The 18,277-nt window shown below is 58.6% G+C and carries 21 protein-coding genes and 1 pseudogene; 3 read left to right on the top strand and 19 right to left on the bottom strand.

Annotation, left to right across the window (positions count from 1 at the left end; translation table 11 throughout):
- Nucleotides 1-691 (top strand): annotated as a pseudogene (locus AB9K37_RS10165) (hypothetical protein); the annotation flags it as partial.
- Nucleotides 692-790: 99 nt separating this feature from the next.
- On the opposite strand, the gene AB9K37_RS10160 reads toward AB9K37_RS10165, so the two are convergent.
- Nucleotides 791-1,507, bottom strand: coding sequence for a PDZ domain-containing protein (locus tag AB9K37_RS10160; protein ID WP_369837996.1), 717 nt, complete (start codon nt 1,505-1,507; stop codon nt 791-793).
- Entirely contained in the window at nt 1,504-2,277 is a 774-nt protein-coding gene (locus AB9K37_RS10155) for a hypothetical protein (protein ID WP_369837993.1), read from the bottom strand. Before AB9K37_RS10155 ends, AB9K37_RS10160 begins: the two co-directional genes overlap by 4 nt.
- Before the next feature lie 176 nt (nt 2,278-2,453).
- Here AB9K37_RS10155 and AB9K37_RS10150 point away from each other — a divergent pair, with 176 nt between their 5' ends.
- Nucleotides 2,454-3,014, top strand: coding sequence for a hypothetical protein (locus AB9K37_RS10150; protein WP_369837991.1), 561 nt, complete (start codon nt 2,454-2,456; stop codon nt 3,012-3,014).
- A 43-nt stretch (nt 3,015-3,057) separates the two neighbouring features.
- Here the strand turns inward: AB9K37_RS10150 and AB9K37_RS10145 are convergent, their stop codons facing one another.
- From AB9K37_RS10145 to AB9K37_RS10065, 17 genes are all read right to left on the bottom strand, one after another.
- Complete coding sequence (locus tag AB9K37_RS10145; protein ID WP_369837988.1) at nt 3,058-3,258, bottom strand: hypothetical protein; 201 nt, start codon at nt 3,256-3,258, stop codon at nt 3,058-3,060.
- A gap of 1 nt (nt 3,259) precedes the next feature.
- Nucleotides 3,260-4,408: a flagellar biosynthesis protein FlhB gene (flhB, locus tag AB9K37_RS10140; protein ID WP_369837985.1), complete on the bottom strand. Its 1,149-nt coding sequence runs from the start codon at nt 4,406-4,408 to the stop codon at nt 3,260-3,262.
- The gene (fliR, locus tag AB9K37_RS10135; protein WP_369837982.1) at nt 4,395-5,222 is read right to left on the bottom strand and encodes a flagellar biosynthetic protein FliR; all 828 of its coding nucleotides are present in this window, start codon (nt 5,220-5,222) and stop codon (nt 4,395-4,397) included. The genes flhB and fliR overlap by 14 nt, the downstream gene beginning before the upstream one ends.
- A 2-nt stretch (nt 5,223-5,224) precedes the next feature.
- Complete coding sequence (gene fliQ / locus AB9K37_RS10130) at nt 5,225-5,491, bottom strand: flagellar biosynthesis protein FliQ (RefSeq protein ID WP_369837979.1); 267 nt, start codon at nt 5,489-5,491, stop codon at nt 5,225-5,227.
- 3 nt (nt 5,492-5,494) lie between these two features.
- On the bottom strand, nt 5,495-6,235 hold the full coding sequence (fliP, locus tag AB9K37_RS10125) for a flagellar type III secretion system pore protein FliP (protein ID WP_369837976.1): 741 nt from the start codon (nt 6,233-6,235) through the stop codon (nt 5,495-5,497).
- Complete coding sequence (locus tag AB9K37_RS10120) at nt 6,232-6,510, bottom strand: flagellar assembly protein FliO (RefSeq protein WP_369837973.1); 279 nt, start codon at nt 6,508-6,510, stop codon at nt 6,232-6,234. The genes fliP and AB9K37_RS10120 overlap by 4 nt, the downstream gene beginning before the upstream one ends.
- Nucleotides 6,511-6,661: 151 nt before the next feature.
- Complete coding sequence (fliN, locus tag AB9K37_RS10115; protein WP_369838008.1) at nt 6,662-6,904, bottom strand: flagellar motor switch protein FliN; 243 nt, start codon at nt 6,902-6,904, stop codon at nt 6,662-6,664.
- A 50-nt stretch (nt 6,905-6,954) separates the two neighbouring features.
- A complete protein-coding gene (gene fliM, locus AB9K37_RS10110; protein WP_369837970.1) occupies nt 6,955-7,959 on the bottom strand; it encodes a flagellar motor switch protein FliM in 1,005 nt (334 codons plus the stop codon).
- A gap of 16 nt (nt 7,960-7,975) precedes the next feature.
- A complete protein-coding gene (gene fliL, locus AB9K37_RS10105) occupies nt 7,976-8,569 on the bottom strand; it encodes a flagellar basal body-associated protein FliL (RefSeq protein WP_369837967.1) in 594 nt (197 codons plus the stop codon).
- An 11-nt stretch (nt 8,570-8,580) separates the two neighbouring features.
- Nucleotides 8,581-10,485 carry a flagellar hook-length control protein FliK gene (locus tag AB9K37_RS10100; RefSeq protein WP_369837964.1) on the bottom strand — a complete coding sequence of 635 codons (1,905 nt, stop codon included), beginning with the start codon at nt 10,483-10,485 and terminating at the stop codon, nt 8,581-8,583.
- Between the two features lie 73 nt (nt 10,486-10,558).
- The gene (locus AB9K37_RS10095; RefSeq protein ID WP_369837961.1) at nt 10,559-10,978 is read right to left on the bottom strand and encodes a hypothetical protein; all 420 of its coding nucleotides are present in this window, start codon (nt 10,976-10,978) and stop codon (nt 10,559-10,561) included.
- Nucleotides 10,975-12,309 (bottom strand): FliI/YscN family ATPase, encoded by a 1,335-nt coding sequence (locus tag AB9K37_RS10090; protein WP_369837958.1) that lies wholly within the window; start codon nt 12,307-12,309, stop codon nt 10,975-10,977. Before AB9K37_RS10090 ends, AB9K37_RS10095 begins: the two co-directional genes overlap by 4 nt.
- On the bottom strand, nt 12,306-13,145 hold the full coding sequence (locus tag AB9K37_RS10085; protein WP_369837955.1) for a FliH/SctL family protein: 840 nt from the start codon (nt 13,143-13,145) through the stop codon (nt 12,306-12,308). The genes AB9K37_RS10090 and AB9K37_RS10085 overlap by 4 nt, the downstream gene beginning before the upstream one ends.
- Nucleotides 13,145-14,182, bottom strand: coding sequence for a flagellar motor switch protein FliG (gene fliG / locus AB9K37_RS10080; RefSeq protein ID WP_369837952.1), 1,038 nt, complete (start codon nt 14,180-14,182; stop codon nt 13,145-13,147). Before fliG ends, AB9K37_RS10085 begins: the two co-directional genes overlap by 1 nt.
- Nucleotides 14,179-15,942, bottom strand: coding sequence for a flagellar basal-body MS-ring/collar protein FliF (gene fliF, locus AB9K37_RS10075; protein ID WP_369837949.1), 1,764 nt, complete (start codon nt 15,940-15,942; stop codon nt 14,179-14,181). Before fliF ends, fliG begins: the two co-directional genes overlap by 4 nt.
- A 45-nt stretch (nt 15,943-15,987) precedes the next feature.
- A complete protein-coding gene (fliE, locus tag AB9K37_RS10070) occupies nt 15,988-16,311 on the bottom strand; it encodes a flagellar hook-basal body complex protein FliE (RefSeq protein WP_072708336.1) in 324 nt (107 codons plus the stop codon).
- A 66-nt stretch (nt 16,312-16,377) separates the two neighbouring features.
- Nucleotides 16,378-17,505, bottom strand: a complete 1,128-nt coding sequence (locus AB9K37_RS10065) for a sigma 54-interacting transcriptional regulator (protein ID WP_369837945.1) — start codon at nt 17,503-17,505, stop codon at nt 16,378-16,380.
- Nucleotides 17,506-17,882: 377 nt separating this feature from the next.
- On the opposite strand from AB9K37_RS10065, the gene AB9K37_RS10060 reads away from it, so the two are divergent.
- Nucleotides 17,883-18,185, top strand: a complete 303-nt coding sequence (locus AB9K37_RS10060) for a hypothetical protein (RefSeq protein ID WP_369837942.1) — start codon at nt 17,883-17,885, stop codon at nt 18,183-18,185.
- The last annotated feature ends 92 nt before the right edge of the window (nt 18,186-18,277 follow it).

Here is an 18,277-nt window from a genome sequence, read left to right as displayed (position 1 = left end):
CACCTTCAAATACAAGTCCACGGTGTATATCCCCAAGCCCTCCCGAAATCCGAAAGGGCAAAAGTGGACGACTTTTACGCCGCCCGCGACAACACTATGCCGTCGCTACCGTGGCCGAGTATTGCTCCGCCGTTCACAGGTTGTTGTGGACGAAGCCAAGGCCGAAACCGTGACCCGTGACAAGACCGCAACCGAGTTCGTCGGCGAACGTCTGAGCCTGGCGCGCTGGCTGCGCCGCGCGGTCGAACACCGTAACCAGACCATTCTGATGGTGGGTGCGGAAATCGTGCGCCGTCAGGCCGCATTCCTTGAAAAAGGTCCGGCTCACATTGTGCCGATGACCCTGAAAGATGTGGCCGAGAAAGTTGGCGTTCATGAAAGCACCGTGAGCCGTGTGACCACCGGTATGCTGATCGTCACCCCACAGGGCACCTTTGGTCTGAAAACCTTCTTCAGCACTGCGCTGTCGACTGATGGCGACGAGGCGTCGTCCTCGGCTGCGATCCGTCACCGTGTTCAGCAGCTGGTCAAAGACGAAGATCCGGCAAAGCCGCTGAGCGATGACGCGATCGCAAAAATCATCACTGACGAAGGCACCCATCTGGCGCGCCGCACTGTCGCGAAATACCGCGAAATGCTGAAAATCCCTTCGTCGTTCCAGCGCAAGCGCCGCGCGAAACTGGCCAACTAAGTCGGGTATCTTCCCTCGTACCTCGCCTGACTCAGAAAAGACCGCTTCGGCGGTCTTTTTTGTGTTTGAGGATCAGCGGTAAAGAAAAAGCCGAGGGGATCAGAGCCCCTCGGCTTCGGACATTTCAGGTTCTTCGGGAAGCGCCGCATAGACAAAGCGCATCTCGGGGAACTCGCGCTTGATGTACTGGTGCACCCGGGTTTCATTCTTGGCGGCGATCACCTGTAGCAGGGTCATGCCCCGCTCGATCCGATCGCGACGAAAGAACTCGGGCGCAGTGTTCCAGAAATAGGACCAAGCCAAGGTCTGTGTCAGGACGACAACCCAGAGCCCGAGTGGGAGGGTCACAATGACCGTAGCGGCCCAGATCGCCAAGGGCGTCCACAATCTGTTTTGGGCATACCACAACGGCGTGAGGCCAATCGCAAGGTTCGACGGGCGCTGGGTCTGTATATCGTAGACGCCATTGGCATCGCGGTAGATTTCCCAGTTGATCATGCCTTCGGGAATGATGCGCCGTGCCGATTGTTCGGCCTGATCGGCATCATACTCGCGGCCCTCTTTCCAGCGGCCCAGATTGGGGGTGCTGGACAGAACCACAAATTTGCGGTCCTCGCGCTGGAAGGTGAGCGCAATCGTCGGATTTCCGCGCCCGAACCGTGCGCGCAAATCCTGTGTGCTGCCGTCAAAGGGCAAACCGTTCACGGCGATCAACTCGTCGCCGACCTTTAGGCCCAATGCGATCGACCCTACTTCTAGCGAAGCAAGCTCAAGGTGGCGGCCTTTTCGTTCTGCCTCGGTGGTATCTTCGGTCATGGGAACGAGAAGGGATTGGGTTCTGCTTTCGGAGCCGGTTTCGACTTGGTCTTGCGGCTAGAACTGGTGGTGGCCCGCGGTTTGGGCGTCGTCTTCTTCGGTGCCGCAGTTGGTTTTGAAGCGGTGCTGCTGCTCGACGGCGTCGCGGTCACGGCGGCAGCGATCATCTTGCTTAGGGCAAGTTGCAGGTCAGAAATTCCTGCCTTCATGGCTTCGACCGTAGTTTGTGTACCCGCATCTACCCGTTCGGTTAGCGTGGTAGCAATTTGAGACTGCAAATTTCCGGCAGTGTCAGAATAATTGCCGAGTTGCGATGACACCTGTTCTGACAGTTGCGACAGCTCGGTCATCAGCATTTCACGGTTATCGTTGCTCAGACCCTCGAGCTTGGCCATGCGTTCGCTCAGACCTGCGACAGCGTCGAGCTGACCGTTCAATTCCATGACGCTTTCCTGAAAGATGGCGAGTGCCTCGATCTGGGTGGCGCTGGTGCGGCGCATTTCCGCGAGAGTTTTGAAATAAACCAATCCCCCCAATGCGATAGAGACGCCAGCACCAGCCAGAAGGCCGATCATCATAGGTCGCAAACGGGCTCCGAACCGGTCCAGTCTTGCGGCTGCTGCAGAGGTTTCGCTCTGTAGGCGCGATACTTCCGAAGCCGCGTCATTCGCAGCTTCCGCGGCCTCAAGGGCAAGGCGGATCGTTTCTTGCAGCTCGTTATTTTCACTGTTTTCGGTCTCGGTCTCTTCCGAGGCGGTTTTCTTTCTCATGGTGGCTCCTGACTACAGGGTGGACCCTTCGCCAGAATGATTTGCATTTTCCGTGCCATTCCCCACTAGCGCCCCACGCTAAAGATTTTCAGGCCGGAACCGTTAAACCAATTAGAACGCTGCTCCCGATGAATTTCGCGGGAGCCTACCTGATCTTAGATTCGAAAGAGGCACAGATGTCGCAAACTGCAGGCACGACTGGAAATGAGGATGAAGTTGGCGCTTTCGTCTCGATGGAAAACCTCCAGCCATTTGCCAAGGTTGTTTTCGGCGATGGCGCACACGAAGTGGCCCGCTGTGGTGATGGTTTGACATTGGCGTACCGCCCCGAAGGCAATGCGGGTGACTGGACGTCGCTTGGGATGCAACTGGAAGAGGGTTGGCCCCGCATTGGCGGTGGCATCATCCTAAGCCAGAGCGATGCGCTAGAGCGCTTTGTCCGGACCCACGTGGTCAAGATCGAAGAGTCTCGGGACGATGGTGCGACCGAGTTCAAGCTAGAAGACGTGGCTTGGTTAGTACGCAATACTGACGAGCAAAACCTCGTGGAAATCCGCGTCGGCAGCGGCGCCTGGACGACCGTTAAGATCAAAGAGCTTTCTCTGGAGAAAGACAAAGACCGGGCTGTGGCAGCGCTGGTCAAGGTTTCCCCTGATCTTGAAATGGAAGTTTCGGCCGATATGTGCGGCTGGGCAGAGCGTTTGGGGGCAGGGGCTCAGATTGTACCTGTTCTCTGACCTAGGCTGTTTGTCTGCTCAATAGATGCTGCATGGCGCGGGGTCACTCTCCGCGCCATTTTGCGACCAGTTCCGCAATCCGGAACCGTAGCGCGGCCGCAAGGCATAGAGCTGCCGTGACCCACAAACCGGCCGCGCGCAGCCCTTCGGCTTGCATCGCTTGATCCATCAACGCCACAGAGACGCCCGCAAAGCTTAGTGTCGAAATCAGCGTTCCGACGCTTTGTTTGGAGTTGTTGGTCAAATCAGGCCTCCTCTTCCGGGCGGCCGTGTTCGTTGAGCCGCAGTTCTTTGGGGATATCAAGATCGGGCATCTCGGTCGGCATATCGTGGTCTAGTCGATAGACATGCGCCAGAATGGCCGCGACAGCGACAAAGAGCGCTTCGGGGATCATCTGACCGATCTTGCCCGTAAAGTAGAGTGCACGGGCCAGAGGCGGCGCTTGGATCGTGGTCACGCGCGCTTTGCCAGCGCGCTCCATGATGCGGTGGGCCATTGCGCCTTTGCCCATGGCCAAGATAACAGGGGCTTCGGCCTCTTCGGGGTCATACCGCAAGGCGATCGCAAAGTGCGTCGGGTTTGTGATGACCGCCGTGGCGTTCGGAACGTCGTCCAGCGCTTTGGCGCGTTCTGCCCCCTGAGCCGCTTCCATCTGTTTGCGGCGGATTGCGCCCTTCAGTTCGGGCGAGCCTTCGGTTTGCTTGAATTCGTCTTTGAGTTCCTGACGGGACATCTTCAGGCTCTTGTTCAGGCTGTAGGTTTGATATCCCAGATCAACGCCGCCGATGATAAACAGGCCAATGATCAGAGCCACCAGCAGGCGCACAATGCCCGACTGGAACATCGAGAGAGATGGCCCGACCGGCATGGTGTACATCAACTCCATTTCGGGGATCATCGACATGACAACGCCGTAGGCGGCCCCCCCGAGCAAGCTGACCTTGAGCAGCGCTTTGCCCAGTTCGACCAGTGATTTCATCGAGACCATGCGCTTGAGACCCTTGAGCGGGTCCATCTTGTCCGCCTTGAAAGCCATCGCTTTGGGGGCAAAGTTCACTCCACCCATAGCCGCCTGTACCGCGATGGTCAGGAGCAGCATCGGAATGCCGATGGCCATGCCGATCAAGAACAGCGCCAGCACCGATTCCTTGAGCCGAGATAGAATGATGGTTTCCAGCTGTTCAGAGCTGTCCCAGCGCAGCCAACTCGCCCATGTGCCAGACAGGGTCTCGCCAATGTTGCCAGTGACCATAACGATCGCCAGCGCCGAAATAATGCTGAACAGAACAAAGACCTCTTTGGACGTGACGACTTTACCGTCTTCCTTGGCTTGTTCTTTTCGTTTCGGCGTTGGGTCTTCTGTCTTTTCTTGGCCGTCGTCACCCTCTGCCATTGGCCATCTCCCTGAACATGTGTTCGATCAGCTCCAGCGAGGCGCCCATGACCCACTCGCAGGCTTTGCCTAGAACAGGCGCACTGAAAAAAAGAAGAACAACGGTCATCGTCAGTGTCATCGGGAAGCCGAAAGAAAAGATGTTCATCTGGGGCGCTGACCGTGTGATCACGCCAATCAAGACGTTTACGAGCAGCAGCACCGAAACAACCGGCATCATCAACTGGACACTGAAGTTGAACATCATGCTAGCAGCCTCTGCGCCCGCTTCCAACATCGGACCGGTCACGAGAGGCCCGCCCGGAGGCAGAAGCGTATAGCTCTCGATCATGAGACGCAGGGCAATCAGGTGTCCGTCAACCGCAACGAATGTTGCCAGCATGAACAGGCTAAAGATCTGAGAGACGACCGGGACACTGGTGCCGGATGCAGGGTCAATTTGTGCGGCAAAGCCCAGTCCAGCCGTGGCCGCGATACGGTCACCCGCAACTGATGCCGTGCCAAAGATGATCGCCATCACCAGTCCTGCGGCCAGTCCTATGGTGAGTTCGGTCAGGATCATGGGCACAGCAGTCAGGGCGACCAGGTCTTCGACCGGGGGCATCTGGATCGTATTTACGACAGGCAAGGTCAGGATCACGGTCGCCATGATACGCACGGGCAGCACCACATAGCGGGCAGCAAAGAAAGGCGCAGAGATAATGAACGCCCCGATCCGCAGCATCGCGAACATATACTGCAGCGTGTAGCTGATGACCTCTGCCAGCTCGAGGCCGGGAATGCCTGAATCGTAGTTGAACGCCGGAGGAAGCATGGTCAGTTGATCGTTGCGATGGTTTCGAAAATCATGCCGAAGTAGTCAGTCATCACCCGCAGCATGAACCCCGAAAGCAGCGCCATTGCGATCAGGACGATCGCCAGTTTCGGTACAAAGCTGAGGGTTGCTTCGTTGATCGATGTCGCGGCCTGCAAGACGCCGACCATCAGGCCGACCGCGAGAGCGATCCCCAAAACGGGTCCGGCGGTTAGCAGGATGTTCCAGTAAGCGATCTGCAAATGCTCGATATTCGCGTCGAAATCCATGCGTTAGCTCCCCATGAAACTAGAGGCAAGTGACCCCATCATAAGCGCCCATCCATCCACCAGAACGAAGAGCAGCAGCTTGAAGGGCAGGGACACCAGCATCGGCGACAGCATCATCATACCCAAAGCCATGAGGATCGAGGCGATGACCATGTCGATCACTAGGAATGGCAGGAAAATCAGAAAACCGATCTGGAAGGCGGTTTTGAGCTCCGATGTGATGTAGGCGGGGAGCAGGATCGAAAGCGGCACGTCCTCGTTGTTTTCGAAAGGTGCCGCATTCGCGAGTTCGGCAAACATCATCAGATCGTTCTGGCGCGTGTTCCCCAGCATGTAGCCGGTGACGATCTTGCGGCCTTCTTCCAATGCGATGGGCGCAGCAAGCTCGCCATCCAGATAGGGCGCGATCGAGGTGTCATAGAGTTCTGTCAGCATGGGCTGCATAACGAAAAAGCTGAGGAACAGCGCGATCGAAACCAGGACTTGGTTTGGGGGTGTCTGCTGGGTGCCCAGAGCTTGGCGCAGGATCGAGAGCACGATGATGATGCGGGTGAACGCGCTCATGCCAAAGACGATCGACGGCAGCACGGTCAGCACTGTCATCAGTGCCAGAATTTGCAGGGTCAGCGAATAGGTGACCTCGCCATCGGCGCCCTCGAGCTGAAGTGCAGGCAGACCTTGGGCGAAAGCGGGAGACCCGAATAGGATAAGTGCCAGCGCGGCAGGAACGAGAGAGCGGATCATTCTGCGCCCTCCGACGAAGCGGGGTGCGACAGGGCCATCATCTGGACTTGACCTTTGCGGGGCAGGATCGCGAGGACCGACTGACCTTCGGCTTCGATCAAGAGCGCGCGTTCGCCATTTCCCAAGCCAGCGGTTTCGCGGATGATCAGGCGGCGACCCGCATGTGTTTTCTGAGCCAGCTTCGTGCGGTTCAGTTGCACGACAAGCCATGCGAGACCGAGAACCCCCAGAAATACGAGGACGGTCATAATCTGCTGTGTTTGTAGAATGTCCAAAGCTTTGCTCCAATTCCAGCGCATCTGCACGGGAAAGGGAGCATGTTTCATGCCAATTAGAGCGTCGCCCCCCCTATCCAAAAGGCAGGGAGACGCAGCGCAAAAGTTGGCATGCGGTGTGGTTTCCGGCTCTGATCCCCGGAAATGCACCTTAGACAGAGGCCATGCGCTCTTCGGGGTCGACGATTTCACCAAAGCGGATGCCGAACCGTTCGCCGACAACCACCACTTCGCCGCGGGCGATGATGGTGCCGTTGACCAGAATATCCAGCGGATCCCCCGCCATGCGGTCCAGTTCGATTACCGACCCTTCATTCAGGCGCAAAAGATCCTGAATGGTGATTTCAGTGCGGCCGACCTCGACCGTCATTTTTACTTTGACGTTGGCCAGCATCCCGAGCTTTGCGTTCACGCTGTCTCCGCCGGCGGCAATTGGATTATCGCTCATCCTGTCATCCTTTCCTTTTCTTGCGGGACAGTCGCCACGCATTCGGTGATGTTGATTGCGGCTTTGCCGTTTACTTCACCAATGTCCCCGTTGAAGAAGTGCTGACCCTCGACCAACAGGCGCGGGGCGGGCTTGAGATCCACAGGTACAACCCGGCCAGGTGTGGGGTCTGTGATCGACCTCAGCTGGACTTTGGGTTCGTCCAAATGGGCCGTGATCGTTAGCGGCACGTTCATGACGGCGCGCTCCAGTCGTGCGCGCCAGCTTAGATCTTCGCCCACAATGTCGGACTGGCTACGCGAGCGCAGTTGTGACGCGATAGGTTTCAGAGTTTGCAGCGGATAAAGGATATCGATATCCGCCGGATCGCCGCCCGGAAGCTGCACGATAAACGAACATTTCACCACCTGCTCTTGGCCATCAAGAAAGCTGGCAAACTGCAGGTTTTCTTCGTGGGCCGACCCGGTCAATTGGATCGGATAGAGATCCCGCCATGCCATCTCGAGCGCACGGTTCAGCCCGCCGACCACCAGTTCAATCACGCGCAATTCTGTCGCGGTGAATTCACTGCGTCCTGACGGCGGCGGCGTTTTGAGTTCCCCGCCGTAATACACATTGGTCAAAAGCGAGACGAAGGTCGGCTGCAAAACGACCATCTGTGTGCCACGCAATTCGTCGATGCGGCTGATGGTCAGGCTACTGAAGTTATCCAGTTCATCGGTGTAGTGGTCATATGTTTTGATTTCTGGCGGAAAGGACGAGATACGCGGCTGCATCCGCAAGAAAGGCAAAAAGACGCTCCGCGCAAGACGGTTAAAGCGTTCGTTGACCATCCGCAGGCCATAGTAATCCCCCAGCGCCGAAACGTTGTCTTCGCCAAACTTATAGGGTTTGGCCTGACTGCTGGCGTCATTGCTGTCGCCTGAATCGTCGTCCAGATTCTTGAGGCCGTCCACAAGGGCGGCGACCTCGAAGCTGGAGAGTTTTGTTGCCTTTGCCATCGCTCGACCGCGTCCTTTACTGCAGAACGAAAGACGGGAAGAAGACGTTCTCGATCCCGCCGAACCCTTCGAGTTGTTCGAGACGTTTGTTCACGGCATCCTTCATTGCTTCGGCCAGACGGTCTCGTCCGTCCATGCCCGCGACGTCATCTTCCGAGAAGCCACTGATCACCGCCAGGAAATCCGAGCGGATCGCCATCGCGTGAGTTTCCACGTTGGTAATGACGCTTGCATCATACTGGGTCGACATGCCGATCCCTACCTGCAAAAAACGGCGCGAACCCTTGAGGTTGGTGGTCAGCGTGTCGGGAAATTCATAGTAGCTGGTCTGGAAGACAGGCGTTTCAGGGATGTCCTTGACCATTTTCTGGGGGCCACCTTCGCCCTCTTCGCCTTCACCCTCGCCGCCTTCTTCACCGCCTTCGCCGCCCTCACCATTGGTGCGTTCAACAAGGCGCAGAACCTCTTCAGACGGGGACATCTGCATGCCCGCGTAATACACGCCGCCGGCAAAGCCACCGCCAAGGAACAACAGGAACCCGAGGATCATCAGAATGATCTTCAGCAGTTTTCCCTTCTTTTTGGGCGCATCTGTGTTTGCGTCACTCATTGTTCAGTGTCCTATGCCTGTACGTCCACGAGTCGGTTCGGATCTTTGCGGGCGGTTGCCACCTCGGTCTGTCCGGTTCCATCGGCTGTGTCGTTTTGAAGAGAAGATGTAGAGCCGTTGCCATTCTGGCCGTCCGATCCGCCTCGTCCCATATCGCGGCCGGTGCCAGCGTTATGGTTGGCCAGTTCGACGCCCTGCTTGGCGAGCAGGTCTGCCAGCTTTTGCTGGTTATCGTTGAATTGTTTCGCAGCTTCGGAGGTCTCTGTCACGATCGTGACAGAGGCTGCGCCATCCCGCAGTTCCATGCGCAATTGCACGCGGCCTAGATTTTCTGGGGTCAGCTGGATTTCCATTGCTTCGCCATCGGCCAAAGTCTCGAACCCGATGTCCTGAACCATAGTTTCCGGCCAAGTGGCTTCGTCCATCGCCAATTCCTGCGCGACGGCTGTTTTCACGGCTGCCTCGACCTGTTGGAAGCTCTCGGGCGACGCAACGACCTGCACCTGGGGCGCGGCGATTGCGGTCTGCGGCAGCGGTTGGGCGGGCTGAGCGACCTCGGTAAATGTCGCGCTGATATCTAGGGTCTCAGGTGTTGTATCCTTTGTCGCAGCCTGCTGGATCAAGTTCTCCATCTTCAGAGCGAAGTCAGGCTTCTCGCCAGTGGCGGCGGGCTTCTCGACGACAGATGTGGGCGCATCACCTGCTCTGGTTTGCAAGTTTGCCGAATCCCGTGCTGCCTGTTCTGGCAGTCGCGCTTGAGTGGTGGGCGCGCCTTGTTCGGTGCGCCGCGCCGAACTCTGCGGAGCCGCGTTCACGGGTTGCGTGGATTTCAATCCGGTCGCGGGCTTGTCTGTTGTTCGCGGCGTCACGGGGGCTGAAACCGCTGCGCCTGCAGTCGCGACAGCGAGGGTCTGCGCGTTCTCTTGCGCTTCGGGCGTGAGTGTCTCGCCCTCTTTTTTCGACAAGGTTGGGTCTACTACATCGGCCTTCCCAACTGGGGTGATCGCTGTCTTGGCGTCCTTGCCTGCGCCTTTCGAGAAGCCTGCGGTTGCAGCGTTCTCGACTTTCTCTGTCGAGGACTGCCCTTTGCCAAAACCAAGAACATCGGAGCTTTCGTTCTGAGTGCTCGTGACCTCTACCGAGGCCTTCTGGCTATCCTGCGCGGTTAGGGCCGATGTTGCCTTGGCGGGTTTCTCGCCCATTTGCGCGCGAAGAGAGAGCGCGGCCAATGTTGCGGCAGGCTTCTCGTTCGGTGTCGTCTCAGCGGCAGGAACTGCGGCTTGAACATTCAAAGCCGCGGCGCTGGTTGTTGCACTCAGCGCTTGCAGTCGCTCACGCATTTCCGGAGAGGCAGAGGCGTCTGTTTGCACCCCTTCGCTTGCTGCGATTTTCTGAGGGTCGACGTCAGTCGTCTCGGCAGCCAACTCCGGCGCGTTTTTATCGGCTTTAACCGTCTTGGTCAGTTCTTTGGTCTGAAGAGACGCAACGGTTTCTGTCCGCTCACCGACGGTCTCAGCGAGTTTGATCGCTTTCGCGCCTTCTGGCTTATCTTGTGCTTCGGCGTTCTTGGGCGCGGCTTTGGTGGTCAGCCCGCCCTCGGGCACGCGGGCCATCAAGGGGATTTCGGCTTTTGCCTCTTGCCGAGCCTCGCCCGTCAAAGTGGGCTTCTGCACGTCGGGCTTTGGGGCTTCGGTCGAATTCGCAGACTTCTGGCTTTTATCGGGTGTCGTTGCTGTTTTGCTGTCTGCTTGGGCAGAAGCAACGTCCTCGGTCGTTTCCTGATCTGCGCTGTCCCGAGCGTGCGCCATCACGTTGCCGAACACGTTCGCCGAGCCAGACTTGGCTTCGGCAGGTTTGACCTGCTGCGGGGTGTCAATTTTCAGAAAGCTTTGCTCTGCCAGTGTCAGCGGGGTCATAGCGTTCCTTTCGGGGTCAATCAGAGAGGCGTTCAATCAGAGCGGATGTTGCAAGTGCAGTGCCAAGTTCGGCCTAGCGCGGGGCCCGTCCGCGTTCTCCGAGTCTGCTGTCTTCTTTGGCGTCGGCTTCTGCGCGGGCCTCACGTTTGGTTTCGACGGCCTTTTCGCCGTAAATCCGAACACGCTGCTCTACCTGGGCAACACGCGAGCGCGCCTCGAGCAGACGTGCAGCGCTCTGTTCGCGCTGAGCTTCGACATTGGTCAACTGCTGCGCGATGGCGCTTTCGAACCACATGCTCGAAGCAAGTTGGGCCTTGGAATGAATTGTCTGGCGTTGGGTCACCGCTTCGTCGAGCAGGCTCTTCAACTGATTAGACTGCGCCTCGGCGCGGGCAGCTTGTTGGGCGATGTGCCCCAGCTCTTTGCTTTCCTGTCCTAGTTTGGCCTTTTCCTTGCGGACCATCAGGTCCATCAGCTTTTCTTTGCGTGTCATCCAAGGGCACCTCCGGCGAGGTTAAGCAGGCTCTTGCGGCTGTCCGAGAAGGCGGATTTTTCGTCCACGGGTTGCTGGATCAGCATCTTAATGCGGGGCCACATCTGGACGGCTTCGTCCAATTCCGGGTCCTGACCGGGCGTGTAGGCCCCCATCAGCATCATGTCGCGATTGTCCATATAAAGGCTGATCATGCGGCGCAGTTTCAGGGCTGCACGCTGGTGGTCCTTGTCCACGATGTCGTTCATCACGCGGCTGACCGACTGGGGGATGTCGATCGCGGGATAGATGCCCATCTGTGCCTGCTTGCGCGACAGCACAAGGTGACCGTCCAGAATGGCGCGGGCGGTGTCCACCACGGGATCGTTGGTGTCATCGCCGTCAGCCAGAATGGTGTAAAACGCGGTAATCGACCCTTCGCCCTTCAGGCCCGGACCCGCGCGTTCGATCAGCGTGGGGATCATCGAGACAACCGACGGGGTGTAGCCCTTGGCCGTGGGCTGTTCACCCAAAGCCAGACCAATTTCACGGCGAGCGTGGGCGCAGCGGGTCAGAGAGTCCATGATCAAGAGGACGTCTTTGCCTTTGCTACGGAAGTATTCGGCGATCGCGGTGGCGCGGTTCGCGGCACGCAAACGCAGTAGGGGCGAGCGGTCGGCAGGCACGGCCACGACGCAGGTTTTATGGGCGTTCTCGCCATGCATGATGTGCCCGACAAAGGCCCCGACTTCTCTGGCGCGTTCCCCGATCAATCCCACGACGACAACGTCCGCGTTGGTGTTTTTGGTCATCATCTCGATCAGGACCGACTTGCCAACGCCGGACCCCGCGATAATGCCGACACGTTGACCGCGGCCAACAGTCAGAGCGTTGTTAATGATGCGCACACCGACGTCCAGAACAGTGTCCACGGGTTGGCGCGCCAGAGGGTTCTGCATTTTGCCTGCAAGCGGCCAGCGTATATCGCCTTGGGGGTTGGGGCCGTCATCCAGCGCATGACCTTCGGCGTCGATGACACGGCCGAGCAATGCCTCGCCCATCAGCGCGTCATGGCCGCCATCCAAACGGCTCACCCGGGCGCCTGACACGATCCGTGCGCCGGGGGTATCCAGAAAAAGCATATTGCGGCCATCGCGAAAGCCAACGATTTCGCCTTGCACGCGGCTGCCATCTTCGGTCTCGACCTCGCAGATCGCGCCGGGACTGGCGGGAAAACCGGTACATTCCAGAATCAGGCCATCATAGCGCAGCACCTTGCCGCTCATGTCTGGGGTCGGCTTGACGGACAGGTCATCGAGCGAGTTCGTCAAGGAGGCGAGAAGAGAACTCATTTCGCAGCGCCTTTCTTGGTCAGGCTGTCAGTCAGTGAAATGTCAGGTGTGCTGATGCCGACATCACCGCGCCGGAGGTTCGCATCGGCGATCAGGCGGCTTTGCTGGACGATGGGCGCTTCGGTCAGGAAGGGGGTAACCGCATCCAGATCCTTGGGGCTTAGGCGAATGGTGACGTCCGTGATGCCGCCGGCAACGGTTTCCACCAGCGCTTCGATCTTGTTGACGAAGCGGGCGGGGGTGGTGTCGATCTGAACGCCGGCGCGGTCAGAGGCCAGCTTTCGGACGGCTTCGGTCAATTGATCGCGCAAGCCTGACATCGCATCTGTATCTGGGGTCAGCAGTCGCTGGGTTGCGGCCAAGAAGGCCTCTTGCGCTTCGGCAAACTCGGCTTTGGCGGCTGCGTAGGCTTCTTCGCGGGCGGCGGATATGGCGTCCTCGTCCGAGATCGGCTCGGCAATCTCGGGGGCGGTCAGCGCGGCTTTGGCTGCGCCTTCTGCCAGACCTGCCTGATAGCCCTCGGCCCAGGCTTCTTTGCGGATCGCCTCAATGTCCACTTGCGGCGTTGCAGGTGCGACTTCGGACGGGGTTTCCGCGGGTCGGTTCGAGATTTCGATCTGGTCTTCGGGCATGTCTGCCGTCAGGTCGGGGAGGGCGCTCTCTTCGACAGCGACGAAACCCTTGGGTTTGAAATTCTCGGGTGTGGCAGAGACCTTGGTCGGCAGAGCACTGCCCGAGACAAAGCCGGATTGGTCGGCTTCGCGGATCAAGCGCATGATGTCTTCGTGGTCCAGAGCGCGGGACAGCGCTGCATTGGGACGTGACTGCTGGGACATTAGACCATCTCCTCACCGCCGCGACCAGCCAGTGTGATTGTGCCCGCATCGGCAAGACGGCGTGCCACTGCAACGACTTGTTTTTGCGCGTCTTGAACCGCAGTCAGGCGGATCGGACCCATGGCTTCCATCTCGTCGCGGATGTTGGCGGCCGCGCGGGTCGACATACAGGCCAACAGGCGGTCGCGGACGTAATCGTCCGAACCCTTGAGAGCGACCGTGAGGATTTCTGCGTCGATCTCGCGCAGCAAGGTTTGGATAGCACGGTCCTGCGACTGAACCAGGTTGTCGAAGACGAACATGTTGTCCTGCAGGTTCTCCATGAGGTCTTTGTCCTCGGTTTTGATCGCCTTCATGATGCGCTGTTCCATGTCCTGCTTTGCGAAGTTCATGATGCGAGCAGCAGAGCGAATACCGCCGATCTGGCTGGCGCGCAGGGTGGTGTTCGCTTTGAACTTGCGCTGCATGACCTGCTCGAGCTCTTTCAAAGCGTCGGGCTGAACGTTGGTCAGGGTCGCGATCCGGAAGATGATGTCTGGCTGGACGTCTTCGGGCAGCAGACGCAGGACTTCGTTGGCAAGCTGTGCGTCGATCGAGGCGATGACCAGCGCCATGATCTGTGGGTGTTCGTCCACGATCAGTTCCGAAATTGCTTTGGCATCCATCCAGTCGAAAATTTCGATCGGGTGTTCGGCGGCCGAGCGGGTGATACGCGATAGAACCGACTGCGCTTTGTCCGGGCCCAGAGCTTCGTGCAGGACAGAGTTGATGTACGCGCCTGCACCAATCCCGATATTGGTTTGCTCGTTCAGCTCTGACAGAAATTCATCGACCACAGCGGCGATAGTGTTGTGGTGGATCTGGCGAACCGAGTACATCGCCGCACCCAGATCCTGCACCTGTCCCGGTGTAAGTTCCCGCAGAACGCTGGCAGCGGCCTGCTCACCAAATAGCATCATCAGAACCGCGGCGCGTTGGGTGCCATTCAATTCGGCGAGCTGGGTGTTTTCCTGGTTGGCTGGGACGAGGGCGTTCATTTGTCGATCTCCTTGTCACGCTCGATCATCTGCTCAAATACAGCAGCAACACGGGCGCTTTCGACTTCTGCCAGATGGCGCAGCAGGGTGACTTTTTCTTCGTAGGTGGCGGCGGCGTTCTTGAGCAGCTCGTTTTCCGGGCCACGGGGGATGACGTCGCCTTTGGGCTCTTTCGATCCGTCGTTGCCGTCGGCGCTGCTGCCATCCGAGCCATCCTGACCGTTCAAGCGGGCCCGCAGGGTAGACAGGGTGTCGCCTTCGCCAACTTCGACAGTGTCTGCCAGAGCGGGGCTGATGCCGTATTCCATGGGCTTGGGCAGCAGGCGAGACATCAGCGGGCGGATAATCCCAAGAATAACAATCGCCAGAGCCACCAGCTGTGCCAGAATGCGACCAACCTGCGGCAGCCATTCTGCCTCGTACCAAGGGGCTTCGTAGACATCAAAGGTGTCGATGAACGGGCTGGACGAGATGGTGATGGTATCGCCACGCGCCTGATCATAGCCGACTGCGGTGCGGGTCAACGCTTCGATTTCACGCAAGACAGCCTCGGGCAAAACGGCGGGTTCGGTCGGGTCCGCGCTGGTCGGTGCTCGCAACAGAACCGCGGCGCTCACACGGGTGATGCGGTTGGACTGGGGAACGATGGTTTCGACGCGGCGGCTGACTTCGTAGTTCTTGGTCGACGAAGACGAGCGATTTTGGACCGACTCACTGGATTGACGGCCCACGCCGGGCTGCGTGTCCTCGAGATCCATTTCCATCGGCGGCGTGTTGGACACAGCACCGGGGATGCCGCCCGCCTTGGGGTTGCTGCTTTCTTCCAGCATGCTCTGCTCGCTGCGCAGGGCGGTCTGGTTCGGGCTGTACTGTTCGTTCATCACCTCGGAGCGGGTGAAGTCCATGTCCAGAGTGACCTGAACGGCCGCATTGCCAAGGCCGACAATCGGCATGATGAGCGCTTCGATCCGCTGGCGGTATAGCTCTTCTTGTTCGATGCGCTGGCGGGTCTGCTGGTCGGTCTGCGCGGTAAACGCGTCTTCGGTGTTGTTGGTCAGCAGGCGGCCGGTCTGATCAACGACCGACACGTTGTTGCCGGGCATACCGGGGATGGACGTGCTGACAAGGCTGACGATCGCATCCACTTGGTTCTGCCCCAGCGTGTGACCGGGCGCGACCTGAACAAAGATCGAGGCGCGAGGCGGCTGGCTGTCGCGGACAAACGCGGTGCGTTCGGGCAGGGCTAGGTGCACACGAGCCTGCGTGATCGCCTTGATTTCAGAAATCGAACGAGCGAGGTCCAGTTCGTGCATACGGCGCAGGCGCGCGCTTTCGACGCTGCGGCTGGTGCCCATAGGCATGTCGGTAATTGTGGACAGACCGTCAGGCGTGCCTGCGGGCAGCCCCTCGGCGGCCAGTGCCATTTTGGCGCGGTAGAGATCCCCCTTGGGTACTTGGATCTGGCCATTGTCTTTGTTGATTGTTGCCGCGATGCCTTGACCATTCAGCAGTTCAAGCGCCTGTGCTTTTTCAGCCTCGGGCAGACCGGTGTTCAGGGCAACCTGACCGGATGTGTTCAGGAACATATAAACCATCAGACCCAGCACGGCGGCCGAAACCAGCACGATTGCGGGCATCGCACGGCGAATGCCGGGTTGGTCCGTGACGCCTTTGGTCCACGCGAGCGCGGCTTCACCCTTGGCAACCAATTCGTTCTTCTGGCCGCCTGCGGGTACCGGTGCTGTCGATGTGTCAACCATGGTGTGTCCCTGTCTTCAAACGTATTACGATGCTCTGGTCTACAATCAGACCGGCATGTTCATGATGTCGCGATAGGCGCTCAGAGCCTTGTTCCGGACCTGAAGGGTCATCTGGAACCCCAGCGAAGCGACCTGCTGTTCAACCATCACCGAGGCGATGTCGTCGGTCTTGCCGGTTTCATAGGCCTTGGCAGCGTCTGCCGCGTTGTTCTGCGCCTGTGCGACGTTATTGATTGCGTCATTGACCCGATCCCCGAACGAAGGACCTTCATTGCCCGAAGGCTTGAGGTTCTGCGTCGGGTTGGTCGACGACGTCGTAGAAGAAAGAGGGAGTGCGCCGAGTGCTGATGTCGCTCCGGAGATGCTCATGTCTCTGATCCTCTGGTTAAGGTTGCCTGCTCGATTTTATTTTTTTGGCGGGGAGGCGGGGCTGTCTTATGCAGCCTCTGCCATCATGGGTGCGGGCATCAGGCCCGGACGTCCGTTCAGCATGATGTCTGCGCCGGTGATCTGGACGCCGTCGTGCAGAACCAGTGCGCGCTGGATCACGTTTTCCAGTTCGCGAACATTGCCGGGCCAGCTGTGGGCCATCAGCACGTCGCAGGCTTCTTCGGTCAGAACGGGCAGGGTATCACCGCAGTGACGGCGCAGCAGTGCAGCAGCCAGTGCAGGGATGTCCTGTGCACGCTCGGCCAGCGACTGGGTCGCCAGGGGGAATACGTTCAGGCGGTAGTACAGGTCTTCGCGGAAGGTGCCAGCCTGCACAGCCTCTGCCATATCGCGGTTCGAGGTGGCGATCACGCGGATATCCACGGCGCATTCGTTCTGCGAACCCAGCGGGGTGACTTTCTTTTCCTGCAGGACGCGCAGCAGCTTGGCTTGCAGACCCAAGGGCATTTCCGAGATTTCGTCCAGCAGCAGGGTGCCACCGTCGGCAGCGCGCACGATGCCCTTGTTTGCTGTCGATGCGCCGGTGAACGAACCCTTCTCGTAACCGAACAGGATCGCCTCGAGCATGTTTTCGGGGATCGCTGCGCAGTTGATCGCGACAAAGGGCTTGTCCGCGCGGCTGGAGTGATCGTGCACGGTGCGGGCCAGAACTTCTTTGCCGCTGCCGGTGGGGCCGTTGATGAATACGGTGACGTCGGTGCGGGCGACGCGGGCGGTCATGTCAATCAGGGCGCCGGTCTTTGCGTCTGCCGCGACCATGCCACCATAAGGAGCAGCGATCAGATCCGACAGCATCAGGACGGGGCCGTTGCGCAGCGCGTCGGTCGAACCTGCGGGCAGACCGAACCGGATCATGCGGCCACCCAGTTCTTCGGTGATGGTCAGCTCGGTTGCGGCCTCGTCTACAATAATGACGCGCTTGGCGCCTGCAGTCTTGGCGGCTTCGACGATGCCGCGCTGGCCGCCCATTTCAGCTTCGGCAGCGGCCGATGCGACGTAAGTAGTGGCTTTGGTATCCGCGGCGTTGCTGACTTTGGCACGACGACGCTTGAGCAGTTCGATCAGGCCGGTGGCAGCGATGAAAGCAGTCTCGTTGATCAGAATGTCGGTCATGGTGGTCCTCGTGTTGCTGTTGGAAACAAACAAGGCAGGAGTCGTGCCAAACTCGAAAAAAACGAAAAAAATTTCAGATCGGCCCTAAAACGGAGCTCAAACGAGCCGACAATCACAGTGTTAGCCCAAGAGGCGATGTCAGAACCCCGTCACGAGGACCGGTGTAACTGACACTCGACGGATTCTCGACACCTCGTTCGGTGCTTCGGGGCGGCCCTTCGCCTATCCCCATATCCATTTGAGCATACCTGTTAGTCTGAGCTCATCAAAGGGTTACCCGTTCGGATATAAAGTCCACCTTCAAAAGGCCTATGAAAGAATCTGAAGCAGGGCCGTTAACAGACTCAGTTGCCAATTTTCAAAAGGCGTGGGCTGTCATGTTGTCGAAAACCTATCATCTAAAATTCCCCAGTCTGGACGCAGCGCAGATCGCGGCCCCTTTCGTGACCGAGACTCTGGGGACTGCTATTCCCAACTGTAATATGGCCGGTCTGACCGTCCTGATCAGTAAAGAGGGCGACATTTCGGTTAATGTATTCTTCCCCTCTGCTGCCGAACTCAAAGCATTCGAAAAGAACCACGGCGGTTTTGTGGATGCGATGAAGTCGACCTTCCTCTTCCGCTCTACGGGCTTTGATGGCGTGTGCATCTTTAATTTTGATGCCAGCGACGCTGCCTAAACAACACCAAGCCGGACTCGGCACGGAGCTTGCAAACGCGATTGCGTAGGAGTGTGCGCCGGACAGTTTTTCGGCGTGGCTCATTGAAATTA

This window comes from Donghicola sp. XS_ASV15 (assembly GCF_041224595.1).
In the GTDB taxonomy this organism is placed as follows: domain Bacteria; phylum Pseudomonadota; class Alphaproteobacteria; order Rhodobacterales; family Rhodobacteraceae; genus Donghicola.
Note: the sequence above shows the minus strand (reverse complement) of the source record. Positions and strands in the feature narration are given on the sequence as shown.